The organism is Streptococcus oralis (assembly GCF_018448765.2).
Classification (GTDB): domain Bacteria; phylum Bacillota; class Bacilli; order Lactobacillales; family Streptococcaceae; genus Streptococcus; species Streptococcus oralis_BM.
Genome location: NZ_JAHCMC020000001.1, coordinates 1,619,052 through 1,644,639, shown reverse-complemented (window position 1 = coordinate 1,644,639; position 25,588 = coordinate 1,619,052). Strand labels below are relative to the sequence as shown.

27 protein-coding genes and 1 tRNA gene are annotated in these 25,588 nt (G+C 42.7%); 25 read left to right on the top strand and 3 right to left on the bottom strand.

The features are described 5' to 3' along the window. Positions 1–2 precede the first annotated feature (2 nt). The 9 genes from rsmA (at position 3) to pflA (ending at position 8,407) form a co-directional block, all read left to right on the top strand. Positions 3–875 carry a 16S rRNA (adenine(1518)-N(6)/adenine(1519)-N(6))-dimethyltransferase RsmA gene (gene rsmA / locus KIH88_RS08250; protein ID WP_213988837.1) on the top strand — a complete coding sequence of 291 codons (873 nt, stop codon included), beginning with the start codon at positions 3–5 and terminating at the stop codon, positions 873–875. A gap of 1 nt (position 876) precedes the next feature. Continuing rightward, positions 877–1,755 (top strand): ribosome small subunit-dependent GTPase A, encoded by an 879-nt coding sequence (gene rsgA / locus KIH88_RS08245; RefSeq protein ID WP_213988855.1) that lies wholly within the window; start codon positions 877–879, stop codon positions 1,753–1,755. A gap of 10 nt (positions 1,756–1,765) precedes the next feature. Continuing rightward, positions 1,766–2,422 (top strand): ribulose-phosphate 3-epimerase, encoded by a 657-nt coding sequence (gene rpe, locus KIH88_RS08240; RefSeq protein ID WP_213988836.1) that lies wholly within the window; start codon positions 1,766–1,768, stop codon positions 2,420–2,422. Further along, positions 2,385–3,047: a thiamine diphosphokinase gene (locus KIH88_RS08235; RefSeq protein ID WP_213988835.1), complete on the top strand. Its 663-nt coding sequence runs from the start codon at positions 2,385–2,387 to the stop codon at positions 3,045–3,047. Before rpe ends, KIH88_RS08235 begins: the two co-directional genes overlap by 38 nt. Before the next feature lies 1 nt (position 3,048). After that, positions 3,049–4,305: a DNA recombination protein RmuC gene (gene rmuC, locus KIH88_RS08230; protein ID WP_162278917.1), complete on the top strand. Its 1,257-nt coding sequence runs from the start codon at positions 3,049–3,051 to the stop codon at positions 4,303–4,305. Then, positions 4,295–5,236, top strand: coding sequence for a 3'-5' exoribonuclease YhaM family protein (locus KIH88_RS08225; protein ID WP_084938907.1), 942 nt, complete (start codon positions 4,295–4,297; stop codon positions 5,234–5,236). Before rmuC ends, KIH88_RS08225 begins: the two co-directional genes overlap by 11 nt. 104 nt (positions 5,237–5,340) lie before the next feature. Continuing rightward, complete coding sequence (gene purR / locus KIH88_RS08220; RefSeq protein ID WP_002874197.1) at positions 5,341–6,168, top strand: pur operon repressor; 828 nt, start codon at positions 5,341–5,343, stop codon at positions 6,166–6,168. Between the two features lie 66 nt (positions 6,169–6,234). Next, entirely contained in the window at positions 6,235–7,491 is a 1,257-nt protein-coding gene (locus tag KIH88_RS08215) for a diaminopimelate decarboxylase (RefSeq protein WP_084938906.1), read from the top strand. Positions 7,492–7,612: 121 nt separating this feature from the next. Beyond that, on the top strand, positions 7,613–8,407 hold the full coding sequence (gene pflA, locus KIH88_RS08210) for a pyruvate formate-lyase-activating protein (protein WP_213988834.1): 795 nt from the start codon (positions 7,613–7,615) through the stop codon (positions 8,405–8,407). A 72-nt stretch (positions 8,408–8,479) separates the two neighbouring features. Here pflA and yidC read toward each other — a convergent pair whose 3' ends face one another. Further along, a complete protein-coding gene (gene yidC, locus KIH88_RS08205; RefSeq protein WP_049505220.1) occupies positions 8,480–9,409 on the bottom strand; it encodes a membrane protein insertase YidC in 930 nt (309 codons plus the stop codon). A gap of 77 nt (positions 9,410–9,486) precedes the next feature. Continuing rightward, positions 9,487–9,765 (bottom strand): acylphosphatase, encoded by a 279-nt coding sequence (locus tag KIH88_RS08200; protein ID WP_001174620.1) that lies wholly within the window; start codon positions 9,763–9,765, stop codon positions 9,487–9,489. A 33-nt stretch (positions 9,766–9,798) separates the two neighbouring features. Between KIH88_RS08200 and KIH88_RS08195 the strand changes: the two genes are divergently transcribed. The 11 genes from KIH88_RS08195 (at position 9,799) to KIH88_RS08145 (ending at position 18,589) form a co-directional block, all read left to right on the top strand. Beyond that, a complete protein-coding gene (locus KIH88_RS08195; RefSeq protein WP_213988833.1) occupies positions 9,799–10,539 on the top strand; it encodes a TrmH family RNA methyltransferase in 741 nt (246 codons plus the stop codon). A gap of 54 nt (positions 10,540–10,593) precedes the next feature. After that, complete coding sequence (locus KIH88_RS08190; RefSeq protein WP_001076863.1) at positions 10,594–11,277, top strand: Bax inhibitor-1/YccA family protein; 684 nt, start codon at positions 10,594–10,596, stop codon at positions 11,275–11,277. A gap of 109 nt (positions 11,278–11,386) precedes the next feature. After that, entirely contained in the window at positions 11,387–12,379 is a 993-nt protein-coding gene (gene asnA, locus KIH88_RS08185) for an aspartate--ammonia ligase (RefSeq protein ID WP_213988832.1), read from the top strand. A gap of 64 nt (positions 12,380–12,443) precedes the next feature. Beyond that, positions 12,444–12,983: a 16S rRNA (guanine(966)-N(2))-methyltransferase RsmD gene (gene rsmD / locus KIH88_RS08180; protein WP_045616481.1), complete on the top strand. Its 540-nt coding sequence runs from the start codon at positions 12,444–12,446 to the stop codon at positions 12,981–12,983. Beyond that, a complete protein-coding gene (gene coaD / locus KIH88_RS08175; protein WP_061587983.1) occupies positions 12,973–13,461 on the top strand; it encodes a pantetheine-phosphate adenylyltransferase in 489 nt (162 codons plus the stop codon). Before rsmD ends, coaD begins: the two co-directional genes overlap by 11 nt. Further along, positions 13,445–14,482 carry a SepM family pheromone-processing serine protease gene (locus KIH88_RS08170; protein ID WP_213988831.1) on the top strand — a complete coding sequence of 346 codons (1,038 nt, stop codon included), beginning with the start codon at positions 13,445–13,447 and terminating at the stop codon, positions 14,480–14,482. The genes coaD and KIH88_RS08170 overlap by 17 nt, the downstream gene beginning before the upstream one ends. 55 nt (positions 14,483–14,537) lie before the next feature. Then, complete coding sequence (locus KIH88_RS08165; protein ID WP_002892633.1) at positions 14,538–14,768, top strand: DUF1146 family protein; 231 nt, start codon at positions 14,538–14,540, stop codon at positions 14,766–14,768. A 23-nt stretch (positions 14,769–14,791) separates the two neighbouring features. Then, positions 14,792–16,075, top strand: coding sequence for a UDP-N-acetylglucosamine 1-carboxyvinyltransferase (gene murA / locus KIH88_RS08160; RefSeq protein WP_061587981.1), 1,284 nt, complete (start codon positions 14,792–14,794; stop codon positions 16,073–16,075). Further along, entirely contained in the window at positions 16,062–16,256 is a 195-nt protein-coding gene (locus tag KIH88_RS08155) for a DNA-directed RNA polymerase subunit beta (protein WP_061415718.1), read from the top strand. The genes murA and KIH88_RS08155 overlap by 14 nt, the downstream gene beginning before the upstream one ends. Positions 16,257–16,296: 40 nt before the next feature. Next, positions 16,297–17,121: a DNA/RNA non-specific endonuclease gene (locus KIH88_RS08150; RefSeq protein WP_061587980.1), complete on the top strand. Its 825-nt coding sequence runs from the start codon at positions 16,297–16,299 to the stop codon at positions 17,119–17,121. A gap of 136 nt (positions 17,122–17,257) precedes the next feature. Further along, entirely contained in the window at positions 17,258–18,589 is a 1,332-nt protein-coding gene (locus KIH88_RS08145; protein ID WP_061587979.1) for a hemolysin family protein, read from the top strand. Between the two features lie 134 nt (positions 18,590–18,723). On the opposite strand, the gene KIH88_RS08140 is transcribed toward KIH88_RS08145, so the two are convergent. Further along, positions 18,724–18,794 (bottom strand) — tRNA-Cys (locus KIH88_RS08140). Between the two features lie 298 nt (positions 18,795–19,092). Here KIH88_RS08140 and KIH88_RS08135 point away from each other — a divergent pair. The 5 genes from KIH88_RS08135 (at position 19,093) to KIH88_RS08115 (ending at position 25,577) form a co-directional block, all read left to right on the top strand. Then, on the top strand, positions 19,093–21,072 hold the full coding sequence (locus tag KIH88_RS08135; protein WP_213988830.1) for a peptide ABC transporter substrate-binding protein: 1,980 nt from the start codon (positions 19,093–19,095) through the stop codon (positions 21,070–21,072). 66 nt (positions 21,073–21,138) lie between these two features. After that, the gene (locus KIH88_RS08130) at positions 21,139–22,635 is read left to right on the top strand and encodes an ABC transporter permease (RefSeq protein WP_000759886.1); all 1,497 of its coding nucleotides are present in this window, start codon (positions 21,139–21,141) and stop codon (positions 22,633–22,635) included. Then, a complete protein-coding gene (oppC, locus tag KIH88_RS08125) occupies positions 22,635–23,561 on the top strand; it encodes an oligopeptide ABC transporter permease OppC (RefSeq protein ID WP_213988829.1) in 927 nt (308 codons plus the stop codon). The genes KIH88_RS08130 and oppC overlap by 1 nt, the downstream gene beginning before the upstream one ends. A gap of 8 nt (positions 23,562–23,569) precedes the next feature. Beyond that, positions 23,570–24,637, top strand: coding sequence for an ABC transporter ATP-binding protein (locus KIH88_RS08120; protein ID WP_000159802.1), 1,068 nt, complete (start codon positions 23,570–23,572; stop codon positions 24,635–24,637). A gap of 10 nt (positions 24,638–24,647) precedes the next feature. Beyond that, positions 24,648–25,577: an ATP-binding cassette domain-containing protein gene (locus tag KIH88_RS08115; protein WP_001291313.1), complete on the top strand. Its 930-nt coding sequence runs from the start codon at positions 24,648–24,650 to the stop codon at positions 25,575–25,577. Positions 25,578–25,588 lie beyond the last annotated feature (11 nt).

Genomic DNA, 25,588 nt, shown 5'->3' with positions numbered 1-25,588 from the left:
AGATGAGAATTGCAGATTATAGCGTGACCAAGGCATTGCTGGAGCGTCACGGCTTTACCTTTAAAAAGTCCTTCGGGCAAAATTTCTTGACGGATACCAATATCCTTCAAAAAATCGTGGATACGGCTGAAATTGATGACCAGGTTAATGTTATCGAAATCGGGCCAGGGATTGGTGCCTTGACGGAGTTTTTGGCTGAGCGTGCGGCAGAAGTTATGGCTTTTGAGATTGACCACCGTTTAGTGCCGATTTTGGCAGATACCTTACGTGATTTTGACAATGTGACAGTAGTCAATGAGGATATTCTCAAAGTGGATTTGGCCCAGCATATCCAGAATTTCAAAAATCCTGAATTGCCGATTAAAGTAGTAGCCAACTTGCCCTACTATATCACAACGCCTATTCTTATGCACTTGATCGAGAGTGGCATTCCTTTTAGTGAGTTTGTCGTCATGATGCAAAAAGAAGTGGCGGATCGCATCTCAGCACAGCCAAATACCAAGGCTTATGGTAGTTTGTCGATTGCTGTGCAGTATTATATGACAGCCAAGGTTGCCTTCATCGTGCCTCGTACGGTCTTTGTGCCTGCGCCAAATGTGGACTCAGCCATTTTAAAAATGGTGCGCCGTCCAGAGCCGGCTATAGCAGTAACAGACGAGAACTTCTTCTTTAAGGTTTCCAAGGCTAGCTTCACCCATCGTCGTAAGACCTTGTGGAACAACTTGACAGGTTACTTTGGAAAGACCGAGGAAGTTAAGGACAAACTGACCAAGGCTTTGGATCAGGCAGGTTTGTCTCCAAGTGTACGTGGAGAAGCACTAGGCTTGGAAGAATTTGCTAGCCTAGCAGATGCGCTTAAAGGACAAGGACTTTAAGATGCAGGGACAAATAATCAAAGCCTTGGCGGGCTTCTACTATGTAGAGAGTGAAGGCCAGGTCTATCAGACACGCGCTCGTGGGAATTTCCGTAAAAAAGGCCACACGCCATACGTCGGAGACTGGGTAGATTTTTCTGCGGAGGAAAATTCAGAAGGTTATATCCTCAAAATTTACGAACGGAAAAACAGTCTGGTCCGTCCACCTATTGTCAATATTGACCAAGCTGTGGTGATCATGTCCGTCAAGGAACCGGATTTCAACAGTAATTTGCTGGATCGTTTCTTGGTTCTTTTGGAGCACAAGGACATCCATCCTATTGTTTATATTTCTAAAATGGACTTGCTGGAAGATAGGGGAGAATTAGATTTTTACCAACAAACCTATGGTGCTATTGGTTACGATTTTGTGACCAGCAAGGAGGAGCTCCTGCCTTTGTTGACAGGTAAGGTTACAGTTTTCATGGGGCAGACAGGTGTTGGGAAATCAACCCTTCTCAATAAAATCGCACCGGACCTCAATCTTGAAACAGGAGAAATCTCAGACAGTCTGGGTCGCGGTCGTCATACCACTCGAGCTGTTAGTTTTTACAACCTCAATGGGGGTAAAATCGCGGACACACCAGGCTTTTCATCACTGGATTATGAAGTGTCAACGGCTGAAGATCTCAATCAAGCCTTTCCAGAGATTGCTAATGTTAGTCGAGACTGCAAGTTCCGTACTTGCACCCATACCCATGAGCCGTCCTGTGCGGTTAAGCCAGCTGTAGAAGAGGGTATCATTGCAACCTTCCGTTTTGACAACTACCTGCAATTCCTCAGCGAGATTGAAAATCGCAGAGAAACCTATAAAAAAGTCAGTAAAAAAATTCCAAAATAAGGAGAAACCTATGTCTCAATACAAGATTGCTCCGTCAATTCTGGCAGCAGATTATGCCAACTTTGAACGTGAAATCAAACGCCTAGAAGCAACTGGGGCAGAATATGCCCATATCGATATCATGGATGGTCACTTTGTACCACAAATTAGTTTTGGTGCAGGGGTGGTTGAAGCTCTTCGTCCTCATAGCAAGATGGTCTTTGACTGTCACTTGATGGTAGCAAATCCAGAACACCACTTAGAAGACTTTGCGCGTGCGGGAGCGGATATCATCAGCATCCATGTGGAAGCAACACCTCATATCCATGGCGCCCTCCAAAAAATTCGCTCTCTTGGTGTCAAACCTTCGGTTGTCATCAATCCTGGGACACCTGTGGAGGCGATCAAGCACATCCTTCATCTAGTTGACCAAGTCTTGGTCATGACAGTTAACCCTGGCTTCGGTGGGCAAGCTTTTCTGCCTGAAACCATGGATAAGATTCGTGAGTTGGTTGCCCTTCGTCATGAAAAAGGTTTGAGCTTTGAGATTGAAGTCGATGGCGGTATTGATGACCAAACCATTGCTCAAGCCAAAGAAGCTGGAGCGACCGTTTTTGTAGCAGGATCCTATGTCTTTAAGGGAGATGTCAATGAACGAGTGCAAACTCTCAGAAAACAACTGGACTAGGGTTGCTGTTTTTGCCGGCGGAGATCGCGGTCATTATCGGACGAATTTTGATAGCTTTGTTGGTGTGGATCGTGGTTCGCTCTGGGTCTTGGAAGAAGATCTGCCTCTCACTCTAGCAGTTGGGGATTTTGATTCGGTGACTGCAGACGAACGTCAGTTGATTCAAAAACGTGCCCAACATTTTGTTCAAGCCCAGCCAGAAAAGGATGATACGGATCTGGAACTAGCACTTTTAACGATTTTTGAAAAAAATCCTCAAGCCCAAGTGACCATTTTTGGGGCTTTGGGTGGTCGTATTGATCATATGCTGGCTAATGTCTTTCTGCCTAGCAATCCCAAGTTGGCACCCTATATGCGTCAGATAGCGATTGAGGATGGGCAAAACTTGATTGCCTATTGTCCAGAAGGGACCAGTCAGCTAGAGCCCCATTCAGACTACGATTATCTAGCCTTTATGCCAGTTCGGGATAGTCAGTTGACCATTATCGGAGCCAAGTACGAATTGACTGAGGAAAATTTTTTCTTTAAAAAAGTGTACGCTTCTAACGAATATATAGATAGGGAAGTTTCGATAACTTGCCCAGATGGCTATGTCGTCGTGCTGCATAGCAAGGACAGGAGGTAGGATGGAGACTGTATTACTACTATTATTAATTGCCAACCTAGCTGGACACTTTCTCATTTGGCAAAGGCAGGATAAGCAAGACAAGTACCTAGCCAAGAGCTTGGAGGATCAGGCAGACAATCTTTCAGATCAACTGGATTACCGCTTTGAACAAGCCAGACAAGCGAGCCAGTTAGACCAAAAAGACTTAGAAGTGGCTGTCAGCGACCGTTTGCAAGAGGTGCGAATGGAGTTGCACCAAGGCCTGACTCAAGTTAGACAGGAGATGAACGAGAATCTCCTTCAAACCAGAGACAAGACCGACCAACGCCTTCAAGCCCTGCAGGAATCAAATGAGCAACGCCTAGAACAAATGCGCCAAACAGTCGAGGAAAAACTAGAAAAGACCTTGCAGACGCGCTTGCAGGCTTCCTTCGAGACAGTTTCTAAGCAACTGGAGTCGGTCAACCGTGGTCTTGGAGAGATGCAGACAGTTGCCCGCGATGTTGGCGCTCTTAACAAGGTTCTCTCTGGGACCAAGACGCGAGGGATTCTGGGAGAATTGCAACTGGGGCAAATCATCGAAGACATCATGACGCCTGCCCAGTACGAACGAGAATTTGCAACGGTTGAAAACTCCAGCGAGCGAGTAGAGTATGCCATCAAACTGCCCGGACAGGGTGGCCAGGAATATGTCTATTTGCCGATTGACTCCAAGTTTCCACTGGCGGATTATTACCGCTTAGAAGAAGCTTATGAAGCAGGCGATAAGGACGAGATTGAACGTTGTCGCAAGTCACTTTTAGCAAGCGTCAAACGTTTTGCCAAGGATATCAAGAGCAAGTACATAGCGCCGCCTCGGACGACCAATTTTGGAGTCTTGTTTGTTCCGACAGAAGGTCTTTATTCAGAAATTGTTCGCAATCCGGTCTTCTTTGATGATTTGAGGCGGAAGGAGCAGATTATTGTCGCAGGTCCAAGTACCCTATCAGCCCTGCTTAACTCTCTATCAGTTGGCTTTAAAACTCTCAATATCCAAAAGAGTGCTGACCATATCAGCAAGACTCTTGCCAGCGTCAAGACTGAGTTTGGCAAGTTCGGAGGCATTCTGGTCAAGGCGCAAAAGCATCTCCAACATGCCTCTGGCAATATTGATGAATTATTAAACCGTCGTACCACAGCTATCGAGCGGACGCTCCGTCACATTGAGTTATCAGAAGGTGAGCCTGCGCTTGATCTACTCCATTTCCAAGAAGATGAGGAAGAATATGAAGATTAGTCACATGAAAAAAGATGAGCTGTTTGAAGGTTTTTACCTGATTAAGTCAGCTGACCTGAGACAGACGCGTGCTGGGAAAAATTACCTAGCCTTTACCTTCCAAGACGATAGTGGCGAGATTGAAGGGAAACTCTGGGATGCCCAACCTCATAACGTTGAGGCCTTTACCGCTGGGAAAGTTGTCCATATGAAAGGGCGCAGAGAAGTTTATAATAATACTCCTCAAGTCAATCAAATCACGCTTCGCTTGCCTCAGCCTGGGGAACCCAACGATCCAGCTGACTTCAAGGTCAAGTCACCAGTCGATGTCAAGGAAATCCGTGACTACATGTCGCAAATGATTTTCAAGATTGAAAATCCTGTCTGGCAGCGTATCGTTCGTAGTCTCTACACCAAGTATGATAAGGAATTCTACTCCTATCCAGCTGCCAAGACCAACCACCATGCCTTTGAAACAGGTTTAGCCTATCATACGGCGACCATGGTGCGCTTGGCAGATGCCATTAGTGAGATCTATCCTCAGCTCAATAAGAGCCTGCTCTATGCTGGGATTATGCTGCATGATTTGGCCAAAGTCATTGAGTTGACGGGACCAGACCAGACGGAGTACACAGTTCGAGGCAATCTCCTTGGGCATATCGCCCTGATCGATAGTGAAATTACCAAGACAGTCATGGAACTCGGCATCGATGATACTAGGGAAGAAGTGGTGCTACTACGCCATGTCATCCTCAGTCATCATGGCTTACTAGAGTATGGAAGTCCAGTTCGTCCACGTATCATGGAGGCAGAGATTATCCATATGATTGACAATCTAGATGCCAGCATGATGATGATGTCAACAGCTCTAGCTTTGGTGGACAAAGGAGAGATGACCAATAAAATCTTCGCTATGGACAATCGTTCCTTCTATAAACCAGATTTAGATTAATAATTTAAGAAAAACGAGCATTTTTTACGCAATAATGTTCGTTTTTTTATGTGAATATGGTATAATGGATAAAATATCAAAATTAAATGGAATGGTAAATAAAAATGAAATTAAGAAGAAGTGATCGGATGGTTGTCATTTCCAACTATTTGATTAATAATCCATACAAACTAACAAGTCTCAACACCTTTGCAGAAAAGTACGAATCTGCTAAATCATCGATTTCAGAGGACATCGTGATTATCAAGCGTGCCTTTGAGGAAATTGAAATCGGTCATATTCAGACTGTGACGGGAGCAGGTGGTGGCGTTATCTTTACACCATCAATCTCGAGTCATGAAGCCAAAGAAATGATCGCAGACTTGCGTGACAAACTTTCAGAAAGTGACCGTATCTTGCCAGGTGGCTACATCTACCTGTCTGATTTGCTTAGTACACCTGCTATTTTGAAAAATATTGGGCGTATCATTGCCAAGAGCTTTATGGACCAAAAAATCGATGCCGTTATGACAGTAGCAACAAAAGGTGTGCCACTCGCAAATGCAGTTGCCAATGTCCTCAATGTTCCTTTTGTCATTGTGCGCCGTGACTTGAAAATTACCGAAGGTTCAACTGTCAGCGTCAACTATGTTTCAGGTTCCAGCGGTGACCGTATCGAGAAGATGTTCCTTTCAAAACGCAGCCTCAAGGCAGGCAGTCGTGTCTTGATCGTGGATGACTTCTTGAAAGGCGGCGGAACTGTCAACGGGATGATTAGTCTCTTGCGTGAGTTCGACTCTGAACTAGCTGGTGTTGCAGTCTTTGCAGACAATGCCCAAGAAGAACGTGAGAAGCAGTTTGATTACAAGTCACTCTTGAAAGTAACCAATATTGATGTTAAGAACCAATCCATCGATGTTGAGATTGGAAATATCTTTGACGAAGACAAATAAGAGATAGAACTAAAGGTTGGAACGATTGTCCCAGCCTTTCTTTGCAAACAGAATAGAAGGATGCTTATGAAAACACCATTTATCAGCCGTGAAGATTTAGAAACGATTGTTTCCGAGTTCCCGACTCCCTTCCACTTGTATGATGAGAAGGGGATTCGTGAAAAAGCAAGAGCCGTCAACAAGGCCTTTTCCTGGAACAAGGGCTTTAAGGAATATTTTGCAGTCAAGGCCACTCCAACCCCAGCCATCTTGAAAATCCTCCAAGAGGAAGGTTGCGGTGTGGACTGTTCTAGTTACGTGGAGCTTTTGATGAGCCATAAACTGGATTTCCCCGGTTCTGAGATCATGTTCTCATCAAACAATACGCCAGACCAAGAGTACGCTTATGCCCATGAATTAGGTGCGACCATTAACTTGGATGCCTTTGAAGACATTGAGCATCTGGAGCGAGCGGCAGGCATTCCAGAAATCATCTCTTGTCGTTACAATCCAGGCGGAGTCTTTGAATTAGGAACAGACATTATGGACAATCCTGGGGAAGCCAAGTTTGGTATGACCAAGGATCAACTCTTTGAAGCCTTTGCTATCTTGAAGGAAAAAGGAGCCAAGACTTTTGGGATTCACTCTTTCCTAGCATCCAATACCGTGACCCATTTCTACTATCCAGAGTTGGCCCGTCAGCTCTTTGAATTAGCTGTGGAAATTAAAGAAAAATTGGGCATTTCACTAGACTTTATCAATCTTTCAGGTGGGATCGGAGTCAACTACCGCCCAGACCAGGAGCCAAATGATATTGCAATGATTGGTGAGGGTGTGCGTAAGGTTTATGAAGAAGTCCTCACGCCGGCAGGGCTTGGTCAGGTCAAGATTTTTACTGAATTAGGCCGCTTTATGCTGGCACCTCACGGGGTTCTCGTTACCAAAGTCACCCATAAAAAGAAAACCTACCGTACCTATCTGGGTGTGGATGCCTCAGCAGTCAATCTCATGCGCCCAGCCATGTACGGTGCCTACCACCATATCACCAACCTCACTCATCCAGACGGCCCTGTTGAGGTCGTAGATGTGGTTGGATCGCTCTGTGAGAACAATGATAAATTTGCCATCAATCGCGAACTACCTCATACAGAAATAGGTGATTTGCTGGTGATTCATGATACAGGTGCACATGGATTCTCCATGGGTTACCAGTACAATGCCAAACTGCGTTCTGCAGAAATCCTCTATACCGAGGAAAGGAAAGCTCGCCAAATCCGCCGTGCAGAGCGTCCTGAGGACTATTTCGCAACCTTGTATGGTTTTGATTTTGAATCGGATCATTAAAAGAAATTGAAAATGAAAGTGAAAAACAGATTGCTTTCTAAAAAATAGACAAAAAAACCTTGTTTTTCACCTTACTCGTGATATAATAAAACTATAAAACGGTTTCAAGGAAGGTGACGATATGTCTGAAGAAACAATTGACTATGGACAAGTGACAGGAATGGTGCATTCGACAGAGAGTTTTGGGGCGGTAGATGGCCCTGGGATTCGTTTTATTGTCTTTTTGCAGGGCTGTCAGATGCGTTGCCAGTACTGCCATAACCCCGATACATGGGCTATGGAGACCAATAAATCACGAAGACGGACAGTAGACGATGTTTTGTCAGAAGCCCTTCGCTACCGTGGATTCTGGGGAGACAAAGGAGGAATCACTGTCAGTGGAGGAGAAGCCCTCTTGCAGATTGATTTCTTGATTGCCCTCTTTACCAAGGCCAAGGAAAAAGGAATCCACTGTACCTTGGATACCTGTGCCCTTCCATTCCGTAATAAACCACGTTATCTCGAAAAGTTTAATAAACTCATGGCGGTGACAGACTTGGTTCTTCTGGATATCAAGGAAATCAACGAAGAACAGCATAAGATTGTCACAAGCCAAACCAATAAAAACATCTTGGCCTGTGCCCAGTACCTATCAGATATCGGGAAGCCTGTTTGGATTCGCCATGTGCTGGTTCCGGGATTAACAGACAGAGATGATGACTTGATCGAACTCGGAAAATTCGTCAAAACCCTCAAAAACGTTGACAAGTTTGAAATCCTACCTTATCATACGATGGGAGAATTCAAGTGGCGTGAACTTGGGATTCCTTATTCGCTTGAAGGGGTCAAACCTCCAACAGCAGACCGTGTCAAGAATGCCAAGGAATTGATGGATACAGAAAGTTACCAAGATTACATGAAACGTGTTCATGGATAAAAAAGAAGCCTGATGGAGACATCGGGCTTTTGTGATGCATAAAAAGCCTAGCCTTTCAGCTAAGCCTTTTTCTTATTTTCTAGAATGTTGTTTACCAGCATTGCGTTTTTTATGTTTCTTATTGGTCATGATCGCAGTTGCTTGGTTTGGAGTGACATCTTTGCGTCCGCCTCCAGTTGAAAATGAACTTGCTTTTGGTGGATTTTTGGCAAATTCTTCACGAACTTTTTTGCGAAGTTTTGGACGAACAACATAGTTAACGATGAACTGTTGGAGAATCATCATGAAACCACCGACAACCCAGTAAAGCGTCACACTGGCTGGTGAGAAGAAGGAGAAGACGACAATCATGAGAGGGCTCATGTAGATCATTTTCTTAAGTTGTTCTCTTTGCATCTCGTCTTCTACTCCATGAAGTGAGAGAATTGATTGGAGGTAGTAGAGGACACCAGCAAAGGCTACGAGGAGCATACTTGGTGAACCTAGAGGAATTCCTAGGTAGCTTGCTTGAGCAACCCCTTCAGTATGTTGGGCTGCAAAGTAGATAGCAGAGAAGAAAGGCATTTGAATGAGGATAGGGAAACATCCTACACCACCAAACATGCTGATACCGTGTTCTTTCTGAGCGGCAAAGAGAGCTTGTTGAGCCTCAAGTTTTTCTTCCTGAGTTGTTGCTTCTTTGAGACGTGTTTGGTGTGGTTCGAGTACGTGTTTGAGGGCGTTCATCTTTTCAGAGTGAAGTGTCGCCTTCCATGACTGGTAGATACCAAGTGGCAAGATAATCAAGCGCACGATAATGGTTACGATAATGATAGCGACCCCGAAGCCTAGACCTTTATCAGTAGCGAAGTACTTGATAGCTTCTCCCATCGGAGCACCCAAGAAATCCCAAACGGGACCAATTGGCTTACCTGTTGCTTTGTCTACTTGGACACAGCCTGTCAAGACGAGTAGCATAGCCACTCCCATAGCAGAGAGGGCAAAACGTTTAATAGATTTCAATGTTTTCATTCCTTCTTTAAAAATTATACCTTTCTATTCTACTGTTTTTTTGTAAAATATACAATAGTTCTAGAGACCTAATTTGCGACTTTGAAGTCCGAATAGGATGAAAAGTTGCTCATTTGTACATCTAGATAGGTAACTTTTGAAAAAGGTGTCGGACCTTTTCGGATTTCTTGGATAAATTTTGCCATAGTGGCAGAGGAGTCTGCCTGAGCAAGAATTTCCACTGTGCCATCGTCGTTATTCCAGACACGACCAGTGATGCCACCGATTTCAAGAGCTAAAGTATAAACACCCCAACGAAAACCAACACCCTGCACCCTGCCTTGGGCAATCATTCTAACCTTTTGCATACCAAACCCCTTTGATTGTGTTATAATATTTCTATGACTATTATAACCTCAAAAGCCAATTCTGTGGTAAAAAATACCAAGAAATTACATCAAAAAAAATATCGAAAGTCTGTTTATTTGATCGAGGGCTGGCACTTGTTTGAAGAAGCTGTTCAAGCAGGAGTGACGATTGAGAAGATTTTTGCCCTAGAAAGTTACCGAGATCAGCTAGCGGCTTTTCCTCAAACAGTCTGGGTTTCAGAGGAGATTTTGCTAGATTTGGCAGATACGCAAACTCCTCAAGGGATTGTTGCAGTGATTCAAAAAGAAGAAGTGGGACTGCCTGATCTCCATCAGGGTAAGTTTCTATTTTTAGAAGATGTCCAAGATCCTGGCAATGTGGGTACCATGATTCGGACGGCGGATGCAGCAGGTTTTACAGGAGTCATTGTTTCAGACAAGTCAGCAGATATCTACAGTCTTAAGACTCTGCGTTCCATGCAAGGCAGTCATTTTCATTTACCCATCTATCGGATGTCTCTTGCTTCCTTTATAGAAGAGACTAAGAAGACTGCTATGCCCATTCTGGCAACGACCTTATCGATAGATTCAAAGGATTATCGTGAGCTTTCTTCACTAGAGAACTTTGTTTTAGTCATGGGAAATGAAGGACAGGGGATTAGTTCTGTCATAGCTGAGAGTGCTGATCAGCTGGTTCATATTGGCATGAAAGGTCGGGCAGAAAGTCTCAACGTGGCAGTTGCAGCAGGCATTTTGATGTTTTATTTCAGCTAATTTATAAAATCTTTGTTATAATCAAGACATATTTATAGAAAAAGGAGAATCAGAATGAATCAAACGATTATTCAAGAACGTTCAGGTCTCAATCAATTTTACGCTAAGGTTTATGCCTTTGTGGGACTTGGGATTGGTCTATCGGCTCTGGTGTCAGCTTTGATGTTGACAGTCTTTCAGGCCCAATTGGTCTACTTTTTAATGCATGGCCGTCTCTGGTTGATGATTGCAACTTTTGCAGAACTTGCTCTAGTCTTTGTTGCAAGTAGCATGGCTGCAAAAAATAGCCCAGCAGCTCTCCCAGTATTTTTAGTTTATTCTGTTTTAAATGGATTTACGCTCAGTTTTGTCGTAGCCTTCTATACACCTGGGACCGTCTTATCAGCCTTTGTATCCAGTGCCCTTCTTTTCTTTGTCATGGCGGCAATCGGAATTTTCACCAAGAAGGATTTGAGTGGAATGGGACGAGCTTTGATGGCAGCGCTTGTTGGTCTCATCATTGCCATGGTTGTGAATCTATTTTTAGCCAATAGCTTCTTTGACTACATGATTAGTATTGCCATGGTCTTGGTCTTCTCAGGTTTGATTGCTTGGGACAACCAAAAGATTCGCTATGTTTATGAGCAGTCACGAGGACAAGTAGCGACAGGATGGGTCATCTCAATGGCGCTTAGCATCTACCTAGACTTTATCAACCTCTTCCTTAGCATCTTACGAATCTTTGGTCGAAACGATTAATGAATGTCAGAGTCAGTGTTCAAAAGAGCACTGACTTTTTCTTATTTACTCTTTTCTTTTCTTGGAAATAGGTGTATAATGCTTTTAACTAATTTTTGAGGAGCTGTTTATGAAGAAAAGTTTTATTCATCAACAAGAAGAAATTTCCTTTGTGAAGAACACTTTTACCCAGTATTTGAAAGATAAGTTAGAAGTTGTTGAAGTTCAAGGTCCTATCTTGAGCAAGGTCGGGGATGGGATGCAGGACAACCTGTCAGGTGTCGAAAATCCAGTATCTGTCAAGGTTTTGCAGATTCCAGATGAAACTTATGAAGTCGTTCACTCACTTGCCAAATGGAAGCGCCACACCTTGGCTCGGTTTGGTTTCGGTGAGGGTGAAGGTCTTTTTGTCCATATGAAGGCCCTTCGTCCAGACGAAGATTCGCTTGATGCGACTCACTCTGTATATGTAGACCAGTGGGACTGGGAAAAAGTGATTCCAAATGGTCAACGTAATATCGCTTATCTCAAAGAAACCGTCGAGAAGATTTACAAGGCTATTCGTCTGACAGAGCTAGCCGTAGAAGCACGCTACGATATCGAATCCATCTTGCCAAAGCAAATCACCTTCATCCATACAGAAGAGTTGGTGGAACGCTATCCAGACCTAACACCGAAAGAGCGTGAAAATGCGATCTGTAAAGAGTTTGGTGCAGTCTTCTTGATTGGTATCGGTGGCGAGTTGCCTGATGGCAAACCTCATGACGGCCGCGCACCTGACTACGATGACTGGATAACAGAGTCTGAAAATGGCTACAAGGGGTTGAATGGCGATATTCTCGTTTGGAACGAATCTCTTGGTTGTGCCTTTGAACTTTCTTCTATGGGGATTCGGGTAGATGAGGATACCCTTCGTCGCCAAGTGGCTCTTACCGGAGACGAAGATCGTCTCGAGCTGGAATGGCATAAAGCCCTGCTTAACGGCCTTTTCCCATTGACAATCGGTGGGGGTATCGGACAGTCTCGGATGGCCATGTTCCTTCTTCGTAAGAAACACATTGGAGAAGTTCAGACCAGTGTTTGGCCTCAAGAAGTCCGCGATACGTACGAAAATATCTTGTAGAGAATCGAACCGCAAGGTTCGGTTTTCTTTCTCTTTTTGCCTATAATTTGGTATAATAAACGGTATGAAAATCGTATCAGGAATCTACGGAGGGCGCCCCCTCAAGACGCTAGAAGGCAAGACGACGAGGCCGACATCGGATAAGGTGCGTGGAGCTATCTTTAACATGATAGGTCCCTATTTTGAGGGTGGTCGTGTCTTGGATCTCTATGCTGGCAGTGGCGGTCTGTCTATTGAAGCTGTGTCAAGAGGGATGTCCCATGCTGTCTTAGTGGAACGGGATCGAAAGGCACAAGCTATCATCGCTGAAAATATCCAAATGACCAAGGAAGTTTCCAAATTTCAGCTCATAAAGATGGAGGCTGAACGGGCCTTGGAGCAAGTGAATGGTCCCTTTGACCTGGTCTTTTTAGACCCTCCCTATGCCAAGGAACAAATCGTTGCAGATATCGAGAAAATGGCAGAAAGAAACCTATTTTCCGAGGAAATCATGGTTGTCTGCGAAACCGATAAGTCTGTAGAACTTCCAGAAGAAATCGCCTGCTTAGGCATCTGGAAGGAAAAAATATATGGGATTAGTAAGGTGACAGTCTATGTCAGATAAAATTGGATTATTTACCGGTTCATTTGATCCGATGACAAATGGACATCTGGATATCATTGAACGTGCCAGCAGACTCTTTGATAAGCTCTATGTCGGGGTGTTCTACAATCCCCACAAACAAGGTTTTTTCCCTGTTGAAAATCGCAAACGGGCAGTCAAAAAAGCTGTGGCGCATTTAGATAATGTAGAGGTCCTAGCTTCTCATGACCAGCTAGTCGTCGATGTTGCAAGAAGACTGGGTGCTAAGACCCTTGTTCGTGGCTTGCGGAATGCCACAGACTTGCAATACGAGTCTAGCTTTGACTACTATAATCATCAACTGGCTCCAGAAATCGAAACCATTTACCTATATAGTCGCCCAGAGCATCTTTATATTAGCTCTTCAGCCGTGAGAGAACTTCTGAAGTTTGGTCAGGAGATTCAGCAATATGTCCCAAACAGTGTTGTGGAGGAATTAGAACATGAAGAAAAAAACTAGATGGCCCTTATATGTCATCCTAGCACTAGTAGTGACTTTTTTAGCTTTTGTAGTACCTTTACCCTACTACATAGAAGTTCCAGGTGGATCGGAAGATATTCGTCAAGTTTTAAAAGTCAATGAAACAGAAGATACAGAAGCAGGAGCTTACCAGTTTGTAACAGTCGGTATTCGACACGCAACCCTATCACATCTTATCTATGCTTGGTTAACACCTTTCACGGATATTAGAAGTGCCAAGGAGACTACGGGTGGCTCTACTGATGCAGAATTTATGCGGATCAATCAGTTCTACATGCAAACTTCTCAAAACATGGCCAAGTATCAAGGATTGAAGACGGCTGGAAAGGATATCGAACTCAAGTATCTGGGAGTTTATGTCTTGACCGTGACGGACAATTCAACTTTTAAGGGCATTCTGAACATAGCAGACACCGTGACGGCTGTTAATGACAAAACATTTGACAGTTCAAAAGACTTGGTCGACTATGTTAATTCTCAACAATTAGGAGATACGGTCAAGGTAACCTATGAGGAAGACGGAAAAGTCAAGTCTGCAGAAGGTAAAATTATCACTCTCGAAAACGGGAAAAACGGGATTGGGATTGGTTTGATTGACCGTACGGAAGTGACCAGTGACGTTCCCATTCGCTTTTCAACAGCTGGTATCGGCGGGCCAAGTGCCGGTCTCATGTTTAGTCTCGCTATTTACACCCAGATAGCAGATCCAGGACTTCGTAATGGCCGCGTCGTTGCGGGAACGGGAACTATTGATCGTGATGGAAATGTTGGCGATATTGGTGGAATTGACAAAAAAGTGGTGGCAGCCTCTCGTGAGGGAGCCAACATCTTTTTTGCTCCTGACAATCCAGTCACCGAGGAAGCAAAAAAAGCAGATCCCAATGCGAAAAGCAACTATGAAACAGCCCTAGAAGCTGCTAAAACGATCAAAACAGAGATGAAAATCGTCCCCGTTAAGACTTTGCAGGATGCAATTGATTACCTTAAAAACAATCCCTAATTTGTAGAAAAATTGAAAACTAGCGCGCAAGCCGATAAGATGGTATAATAGTCAAATGGTTCAATTATTATTCACTCTAAGTAGTCATATACTCTTTATTTATTTGAGTTTTTACCTTTTGAAGGATCTTGTGAGATGGGAAAAGGTTTTAAAAGTGACCGCTACTAACACAAAAAAGGTTCGTTTGTTGGTAGGCTTCTTTAGTATTGTGATGGGCTACATCTTGAGTTCATTCTTTATCAGTTTATACCAACTGTGGCAAGAAGCACTTAGAGGACTATTATAAAATCAAAAGTAAAGGAAATAACTATGGAAAAAATTGTGGTTCAAGGCGGAGATAATCGTCTGGTTGGGAGTGTGACGATCGAGGGAGCAAAGAATGCAGCCTTACCTTTATTGGCAGCGACTATTCTAGCAAGCAAGGGTAAGACAGTCTTACAAAATGTCCCAATCTTGTCAGATGTGTTCACCATGAATCAAGTAGTTCGTGGTCTGAATGCCAAGGTGGACTTTGATGAGGAAGCTCATGTTGTCGAGGTTGATGCGACTGGTGATATCACGGAGGAAGCTCCTTATAAATATGTCAGCAAGATGCGAGCATCCATCGTTGTCTTGGGACCAATCCTTGCTCGTGTAGGTCATGCCAAGGTATCCATGCCAGGGGGATGCACTATCGGGAGTCGTCCGATCGACCTCCACCTCAAAGGTTTGGAAGCTATGGGGGCTAAAATCACTCAGACAGCTGGTTACATCGAAGCCAAGGCAGATCACTTGCATGGCGCTCATATCTACATGGACTTCCCAAGTGTTGGCGCAACACAAAACCTGATGATGGCAGCAACTCTAGCTGATGGTGTGACAGTGATTGAAAATGCTGCGCGTGAGCCAGAAATTGTTGATCTCGCTATCTTCCTTAATGAAATGGGAGCCAAGGTCAAGGGAGCTGGTACCGAAACAATCACAGTGACTGGTGTCGAGGACCTCCATGGTACGACTCATACTGTAGTACAGGACCGTATTGAAGCTGGAACCTTTATGGTAGCAGCAGCTATGACTGGTGGAGATGTCCTCGTTCGTGATGCAGTCTGGGAACACAATCGTCCCTTGATTTCAAAACTACTTGAGATGGGTGTTGAAGTGACAGAGGAGTCAGAAGGTATCCGTGTTCGTTCTCAACTTGAAAATCTCAAGGCTGTTCATGTAAAAACCTTACCACATCCAGGATTTCCAACAGATATGCAGGCACAATTTACAGCTTTGATGACAGTCGCAAAAGGGGAATCCACCATGGTGGAAACGGTGTTTGAGAATCGCTTCCAACACTTAGAGGAAATGCGCCGTATGGGCTTGCATTCAGAGATTATCCGTGATACAGCTCGTATTGTTGGGGGACAGGCTTTACAGGGGGCAGAAGTTCTATCAACGGACCTTCGCGCTAGTGCGGCTTTAATTTTGACAGGTTTGGTGGCGCAAGGAGAAACAGTTGTCGGCAAACTAGTCCACCTTGATAGAGGTTATTACCGCTTCCATGAGAAGTTAGCTCAGTTAGGAGCGAAGATTCAGCGAATTGAGGCAAATGATGAAGAAGAATAAAAACTTACGCTATGTACTCCGCCGCCTACTGTTGATTTTTATTGTTCTCTTGATAGGTTTCCTTGCTTTAGGAATCGGCTTGATGGTAGGCTATGGCATCCTAGGAAAGGGACAGGATCCATGGGCAATATTGTCTCCGGCAAAGTGGCAGGAATTGATTAGCAAATTTACAGGAAATTAGACTGGGAGACCAGTCTTTTTCTAAAGAAATAAGGAGAAAAATGGACAAAAAAACAAGACAAGCTCTGATAGGGTTACTTCTATTCTTACTCTTGGCTGCTGGAAGCTACTACATCAAGCAGATGCAGTCGGCACCAAATAGCCCTCGAACTAAGGTTAGTCAGAAAAAACAAGCTTCAGAAGCTCCCAGTCAGGAGCTGTCTGAAAGTGTCTTAACTGAGTCAATCAAAAACCAAATCAAGGGGGGGATCGAGTGGAATGGAGCAGGGGCCTTTGTTGTCAATGGCAATAAAACCAATCTAGATGCCAAGGTTTCAAGCAAACCCTATGCGGATAATAAGACAAAGACAGTGGGAAAAGAAACAGTTCCAACTGTTGCCAATGCCATCTTATCCAAAGCGACTCGGCAGTATAAGAATCGTGAAGAAACAGGCAACGGCTCCACCTCTTGGACGCCACCAGGATGGCATCAAGTTAAGAATCTAAAGGGGGCTTACACACATGCAGTTGATAGAGGACACCTGCTGGGCTATGCCTTGATAGGTGGTTTGGATGGTTTTGATGCCTCTACCAGCAACCCCAAGAACATTGCAGTCCAGACAGCTTGGGCGAACCAAGCGCAGGCTGAGGATTCGACAGGTCAGAACTACTATGAGAGTTTGGTCAGAAAAGCCTTGGACCAAAATAAGAGGGTCCGTTATCGGGTGACGCTCCACTATGCGACAAATGAAGATCTCATTCCATCCGCTTCACAAATTGAAGCCAAATCTTCGGATGGCGAATTGGAGTTCAATGTCCTAATCCCCAATGTTCAAAAGGGAATCCAGCTTGATTATCGAACAGGTCAAGTGACAGTGACGAATTAGAAACAATGGATACTATATAAAACAGCTCCTTTGTCCTCTAGAGGCAGGGGAGTTGTTGTTTAAATGAAAAATAATGTGAATCCTGAAGAATTTTATGATATAATGAAACACAAGATACTATTTTAGGAGAAGGACTATGGAAGACCCGAGCAGTCAGAATTTGTTGCTACAGTTTGTATTATTATTTATCTTGACCTTGTTAAATGCTTTTTTCTCAGCCACTGAGATGGCAATGGTGTCACTAAACCGTTCCCGAGTAGAGCAAAAGGCAGAAGAGGGAGACAAACGTTACATCCGTTTGTTAAAGGTACTTGAAAATCCTAACCACTTTTTATCAACGATTCAAGTTGGTATCACGTTAATTACCATCTTGTCAGGGGCCAGTTTAGCGGAGACTCTAGGACGCGAAATTGCATCTTGGATAGGGAACAGTGAAACAGCTTCCGCTATTGCAAGTTTTCTATCTTTAGCGTTTTTGACCTATATTTCCATTGTTTTTGGGGAACTCTATCCCAAGAGAATTGCTCTAAATCTGAAAGATACCTTGGCTATCCGAACAGCGCCAGTCATTATTGGTTTGGGGAAAATTGTCAGTCCCTTTGTTTGGCTTTTGTCAGCCTCAACGAATCTATTGAGCCGTGTGACGCCAATGACCTTTGATGATGCTGATGAAAAGATGACACGTGATGAAATTGAGTATATGCTTACCAATAGTGAAGAAACACTGGATGCAGATGAGATTGAAATGCTACAGGGAGTCTTTTCTTTAGATGAACTAATGGCTCGTGAGCTAATGGTGCCTCGAACAGATGCCTTTATGGTAGATATTCAGGATGACAGTCAAACGATTATCGAGAGTATTTTAAAGCAAAATTTTTCACGTATCCCTGTTTATGATGGGGATAAGGATAATGTTATTGGTTTGATTCACACTAAGCGCTTGTTGAATGCCGCTTTTGTGGATGGCTTTGACAATATTGTCTGGAAACGAATTCTCCAAACGCCACTGTTTGTTCCTGAGACTATCTTTGTGGACGATCTTCTTAAAGAACTTCGAAATACCCAAAATCAAATGGCCATCTTACTAGATGAATACGGTGGAATGGCTGGTTTGGTAACTCTGGAAGACCTCTTAGAAGAAATTGTTGGTGAGATTGATGATGAGACTGACAAGGCTGAAATTGAAGTCCATCAAATAGGAGAAGACACCTATATCGTTCAAGGTACCATGAATCTTAATGATTTTAATGACTACTTTGATGTGGAACTGGAAAGTGATGATGTTGATACCATCGCCGGTTATTATTTGACGGGTGTGGGAATGATTCCAACGACTGAAAAACTCAGTTATGAATTGGTCAGCCAAAACAAACAAATCATCCTAACCAATGACAAGGTGAAAAACGGACGTGTTACCAAGGTAAAAGTCCAAATCACTGAAATAGAGACTGAAGAAGAAACAGAATAAAGCAGTGACTTGAGTCACTGCTTTTTGTAAATCTAGATGGTAGGTTCAGTTATACCCCATTTATTAGGAATACTAAAAAAGCCCGGTTTTACGAGCTTTTCATTTGGTTAATTCCTGTTAATTCAGGTACTGAAAGGCGGTAGACGGATTTGAACCGACGATCAAGCTTTTGCAGAGCCGTGCCTTACCACTTGGCTATACCGCCTCAACGTTTATTATTATACCTTGAAAATCATTTCCCGTCAATAGTTTCTTATTCTAAAATCCAATTTAGGAAAACAGATGATGATCGAAGAAGTGAGAAAAAGCTTGTAAAAATCCCATTCTAAAGAGGGTCAGACTAGAAAGTATTTCTTGCAGAAACAAATAAAGAATGCAAAAATTTTGACAAATAGAAGTTTTTTGAGGAAATGCGCCTAAATATTCTGAAAATTCGTTTACTTTTTAAAAAATATATGTTATAATTTCCAATAAGCCTAAATTTTTCAAGAGGAGTTAAAAACATGAAAAAAAGTAGAGTATTTGTTGCAGCAGGTGTTGCTTTATTAGCAGCAGGAGTACTAGCTGCTTGCGGTTCTTCAAAATCATCTGATTCAACAGCGCCAAAAAATTATGGCTATGTTTATACAGCTGACCCAGAAACGTTGGATTACCTCATTTCAGGGAAACAAAGTACTAAGGTCGCCACTTCAAATGGTATCGACGGTCTTTTCACAAACGACAAGTATGGGAATTTAGTTCCTGCAGTTGCAGAAGACTGGTCCGTTTCAAAAGATGGTTTGACTTATACCTACAAGATTCGTAAAGGTGTCAAATGGATGACATCTGATGGCGAAGAGTATGCTGAAGTAACAGCCAAAGACTTTGTAAATGGTTTGAAACACGCAGCTGACAATAAATCAGCAGCTAAGTATCTAGCAGAAGATTCAGTTAAAGGTCTAGCTGACTATATAGCTGGAAACAATAAAGATTTTGCTTCAGTCGGTGTAAAAGCAGTTGATGATTATACCCTTGAATACACTTTGAACAAACCAGAACCATACTGGAACTCTAAGCTGGCCTACTCAATCTTCTGGCCATTGAACGAAGAATTTGAAAAATCAAAAGGATCTGATTTTGGTAAAGCGACTGACCCTACATCATTGCTTTACAATGGACCATTCTTGCTGAGAGGTTTGACTGCTAAGTCATCTATCGAATTTGTGAAGAATGAAAACTATTGGGACAAAGACAATGTTCATCTTGATAAAGTAACACTTGCTTACTATGATGGTTCTGATCAAGAATCAATTGAACGTAACTTTACAAGTGGGGCTTATAGCTATGCCCGTCTCTTCCCAACAAGTTCAAACTACTCTAAGGTAGAAGAAACATACAAAGACAATATCTACTACACTCCATCAGGTCCAGGTATTGGTGGTTTGGGTGTAAATATTGACCGTCAAGGTTACAAATACACTTCTAAGACAACTGATGAAGAGAAGACTTCTACTAAGAAAGCCCTTCTTAACAAGGACTTCCGTCAGGCTTTGAACTTTGCCTTTGACCGTACTTCTTACTCAGCACAAATTAATGGTAAGGAAGGCGCTCCTCTTGCAGTTCGTAACCTCTTTGTGAAACCAGACTTTGTCTCTGCAGGCGAAAAAACTTTCGGTGACTTGGTAACTGAAAAGATGGCTGCTTACGGTGATGAATGGAAGAATGTAAGCTTTGCGGATGGTCAAGATGGACTTTTCAACGCCGATAAAGCCAAAGCAGAATTTGCGAAAGCTAAAACAGCATTGGAAGCAGAAGGTGTGAAATTCCCTATCCACTTGGATATCCCAGTAGACCAAACATCTAAAAACTATATCGCACGTATTCAATCCTTCAAACAATCCGTTGAGACAGTACTTGGAGAAGAAAACGTAGTCATCGATATCCAACAAATCACTACAGATGAACTACAGAATATTACATACTATGCAGCAAGCGCTGCGGCAGAAGATTGGGATCTCTCAGGTGCTGTTGGATGGAACCCAGACTATGAAGATCCATCAACTTACCTTGATATCTTGAAGACAACGAATGCTGAACAAACTAAAACATACATGGGTTATGAAGGTGCAGATAATGCTGCAGCAGCTCAAGTTGGTTTGAAAGAATACGATAAGTTAGTTGATGAAGCAGGAAAAGAAACAAGTGACTTGAATGTTCGTTATGAAAAATACGCGGCTGCCCAAGCTTGGTTGACAGATAGTTCACTCTTCTTGCCAGCTATGTCATCAAGTGGTGCTGCACCAATCATTTCTCGTGTTGTACCATTCTCTGCATCATACAGCCAATCTGGAGATAAAGGTTCAGATGTATACTTCAAGTATATTCAGTTACAAGATAAGGTTGTAACCAAAGCTGACTATGAACAAGCTCGTGAGAAATGGCTCAAAGAGAAAAAAGAATCAAACGAAAAAGTTCAAAAAGAATTGACGAATCACGTTAAATAAATAACTCTCAAGAGAACTTTCTCTCCATGAGGAGAAGGTTCTTTTGGGATTTTAAAAGGAAACGATATGAAAAAATATATTTTTATGCGTGTCTTGCGCTCATTGTTGTCTATTTTCTTGGTGACAACCTTGACCTACACGATTATCTATACGATGGTTCCTCGGAAACTGATTTTCAAGCAGGATACCAACTACAACAAGATTGCAACGACTCCAGATAAGCGGGATAATTATGAGAATACCGTTTATGAACGTATGGGCTATATCGAGTACTACGATACTAAGGAGTTGCAAGAAAAAGCTAGCACGATGGACTCATCTGTAACAGTAGATGCCAATGATACCAACAAGGCAATCTACGAAAAATACATCAACCAACTCGGTAATGGTTGGACGTTAGGTGTCTTTTCAGAGAGTGGTCAGTTCTATGCTACGCGTGAAATTCCGATTTTTGAACGTGTTTTCAAATTCTATGCGAACTTACTTGATATTGATCATACAAACAAGATTCAAGACCCTGAAAATCCAAACTTGGAACGTTATCTTCGTTTTGAAAATGACCCTGCTATCGGTTGGTCATTGGTTGGTTCAGGTACTAAACATAAATACCTTTTGTATTTCAACAATCAATTCCCGTTTGTACACCAAAACTTTGTGAACATTAACTTGGGTGACTCTTACCCAACTTATGCGAACACGCCAGTGCTTCAAGTTATCACACAAGGTCAAGGACAAACTAAGACATCAGAAGTTCAATTCCCTACTGGTAAAAAGACTTCGTCTGTAGATATTTACTCTCGTACCTACAAATCTCCAAGTCAAGCAGATGCGCGTGAAATAGCTAACTATGGTAAGGACGATCCATATACAGCTACAGAAAGTAACTACCAATATCCATCTATGATTGCAAGCTCAGCTGTTGCTGGTTTGATTGGTTTGATTATTTCTTATGCTATTGCGATTCCTCTCGGATCTGCTATGGCTCGCCACAAGAATACTTGGATTGACAGCTTCTCAACAGGTGCTCTAACCTTCTTGCTTGCCCTTCCAACGATTGCCTTGGTTTATATCGTGCGTTTGATTGGATCATCTATTGGTCTTCCAGACTCATTCCCTATCCTAGGTGCTGGAGATTGGCGTTCCTATGTCTTGCCAGCAGTCATTCTAGGTTTGCTGGGAGCACCAAGTACAGCAATCTGGATTCGTCGTTATATGATTGATTTGCAATCTCAAGACTTCGTCCGTTTTGCTCGTGCAAAAGGTTTATCTGAAAAAGAAATTTCAAATAAACACGTCTTTAAAAATGCCATGGTTCCTTTGGTTTCAGGTATTCCAGGAGCCGTAATCGGGGTTATTGGTGGTGCAACATTGACAGAAACAGTCTTCGCCTTCCCAGGTATGGGTAAAATGTTGATTGACTCTGTTAAGGCATCAAATAACTCAATGGTAGTTGGTCTCGTCTTCATCTTTACATGTATTTCTATCTTCTCACTCTTTGTAGGAGATATCTGGATGACTATGCTTGACCCACGTATTAAATTGACAGAGAAAGGAGGCAAATAATGTCAACAATTGATAAAGAAAAATTTCAGTTTGTAAAACGTGATGATTTTGCCTCTGAAACGATTGATGCTCCTGCCTACTCTTACTGGGGCTCTGTATTTAGACAGTTTTTAAAGAAAAAATCAACAGTCATTATGTTGGGAATATTGGTAGCTATTATTTTGATGAGTTTTATCTATCCGATGTTTTCAGACTTTGATTTTAACGATGTAAGTAAGGTTAATGACTTTAACGCTCGTTTTATTAAGCCCAATGCCGAACACTGGTTTGGTACTGATAGCAATGGTAAATCCTTGTTTGATGGAGTTTGGTTTGGTGCGCGTAATTCTATCCTCATTTCTGTAATTGCTACTTTTATCAACCTTGTGATCGGGGTTATTGTTGGTGGAATTTGGGGAATTTCAAAATCTGTTGACCGCGTCATGATGGAAGTTTATAACATTATTTCAAACATTCCATCTCTCTTGATTGTTATCGTCTTGACTTATTCAATTGGTGCTGGTTTCTGGAATTTGATCTTCGCTATGAGTGTGACGACTTGGATTGGTATTGCTTATTCAATTCGTATTCAAATCATGCGTTACCGTGACTTGGAATACAACCTTGCTTCTCAAACACTTGGAACACCAACCTTTAAGATTATCGTGAAAAACATCATGCCACAATTGGTATCTGTTATTGTTTCTACGATGACCTTGATGTTGCCAAGCTTTATCTCTTATGAGGCATTCCTTTCTTTCTTTGGATTGGGATTGCCTGTAACAGTGCCAAGTTTGGGACGTTTGATCTCAGATTACTCACAAAACGTTACGACCAACGCGTACTTGTTCTGGATTCCATTGACAACTTTGATTTTGGTATCCCTATCTCTATTCGTTGTTGGTCAGAACTTAGCGGATGCTAGTGATCCACGTACACATAGATAGGAGTAGACATGACAAAAGAAAGTAATGTAATTTTGACTGCTCGCGATATCGTCGTGGAATTTGACGTTCGTGACAAAGTTCTAACAGCTATCAGAGGTGTTTCTCTAGAACTGATTGAAGGAGAAGTTCTTGCCTTGGTAGGTGAGTCTGGTTCTGGTAAATCTGTATTAACAAAAACCTTTACAGGGATGTTAGAAGATAATGGACGCATTGCCCAAGGAAGCATAGACTATCGTGGACAAGACTTGACAGCTTTGACTTCGAACAAAGAATGGGAGAAAATCCGTGGTGCTAAAATTGCGACCATCTTCCAAGACCCAATGACAAGTTTGGACCCAATCAATACAATCGGTAGCCAAATCACAGAAGTTATCGTTAAACACCAAGGGAAAACAGCTAAGGAAGCCAAAGAAATGGCAATCGACTATATGAACAAGGTCGGAATTCCAGACGCTGAAAAACGTTTTGATGAGTATCCTTTCCAATATTCTGGAGGGATGCGTCAACGTATCGTTATTGCGATTGCCCTTGCATGTCGTCCAGATATCTTGATCTGTGACGAGCCAACAACGGCCCTTGACGTAACCATTCAAGCGCAAATCATTGATTTGCTTAAAACTTTGCAAGATGAGTACCACTTCACCATTATCTTTATCACCCATGATCTTGGTGTGGTAGCAAGTATTGCGGATAAGGTAGCGGTTATGTATGCTGGTGAAATTGTAGAATACGGTACTGTTGAGGAAGTCTTCTACGACCCACGTCATCCATATACTTGGAGTCTCTTGTCTAGCTTGCCACAGCTCGCTGATGATAAAGGGGAATTGTACTCTATCCCAGGAACACCGCCGTCTCTTTATACGGAGTTGAAGGGTGATGCCTTTGCCCTTCGTTCAGATTATGCGATGCAAATTGACTTTGAACAGAAAGCACCTCAGTTTTCAGTCACTGATACTCACTGGGCTAAGACTTGGTTGCTTCATGAGAATGCTCCTAAGGTTGAAAAACCAGAAATCATCGCAGATTTACATGATAAAATTCGTGATAAAATGGGCTTTGCTCATCTAGAAGACTAGGAGGAAGGAAATGTCTGAAAAATTAGTAGAAATTAAAGATTTAGAAATTTCCTTCGGTGAAGGAAGTAAGAAGTTTGTTGCCGTTAAAAACGCTAACTTCTTTATCAACAAGGGAGAAACTTTCTCTCTTGTTGGTGAGTCTGGTAGTGGGAAAACAACGATTGGCCGTGCTATTATTGGTCTAAATAATACTAGTAAAGGTGAAATCATCTTTGATGGTCATAAGATCAATGGGAAAAAATCTCACAAGGAATCTTCAGAGTTGATCCGCCGTATCCAGATGATTTTCCAAGACCCTGCAGCCAGTTTAAATGAACGTGCGACAGTTGACTATATCATCTCTGAAGGTCTTTACAACTACCACTTGTTCAAAGACGAAGAAGAGCGAAAAGAAAAAGTTCAAAAGATGATTCATGAAGTTGGTCTTTTGAAAGAGCACTTGACTCGTTACCCACACGAGTTTTCTGGTGGTCAACGTCAACGTATTGGGATTGCCCGTGCTCTTGTAATGGAACCTGATTTCGTTATTGCGGATGAGCCAATTTCAGCCTTGGACGTGTCTGTTCGTGCGCAAGTCTTGAACTTGCTCAAGAAGTTTCAAAAAGAATTGGGCTTGACCTATCTCTTTATCGCGCATGACTTGTCAGTTGTTCGCTTTATCTCAGATCGTATCGCAGTTATCTATAAGGGTGTTATCGTTGAAGTAGCGGAGACAGAGGAGTTGTTTAACAATCCTGTTCATCCGTACACTCAAGCACTTCTATCTGCTGTACCGATTCCAGATCCAATCTTGGAACGTAAGAAGGTCTTGAAAGTCTATGATCCTAGCCAACATGACTATGAGACAGACAAGCCGTCTATGGTGGAAATTCGTCCAGGTCACTATGTTTGGGCCAATCAAGCAGAACTTGCTCGTTACAAGGAAGCTCTTAAAAAATAAACAGATTAAGG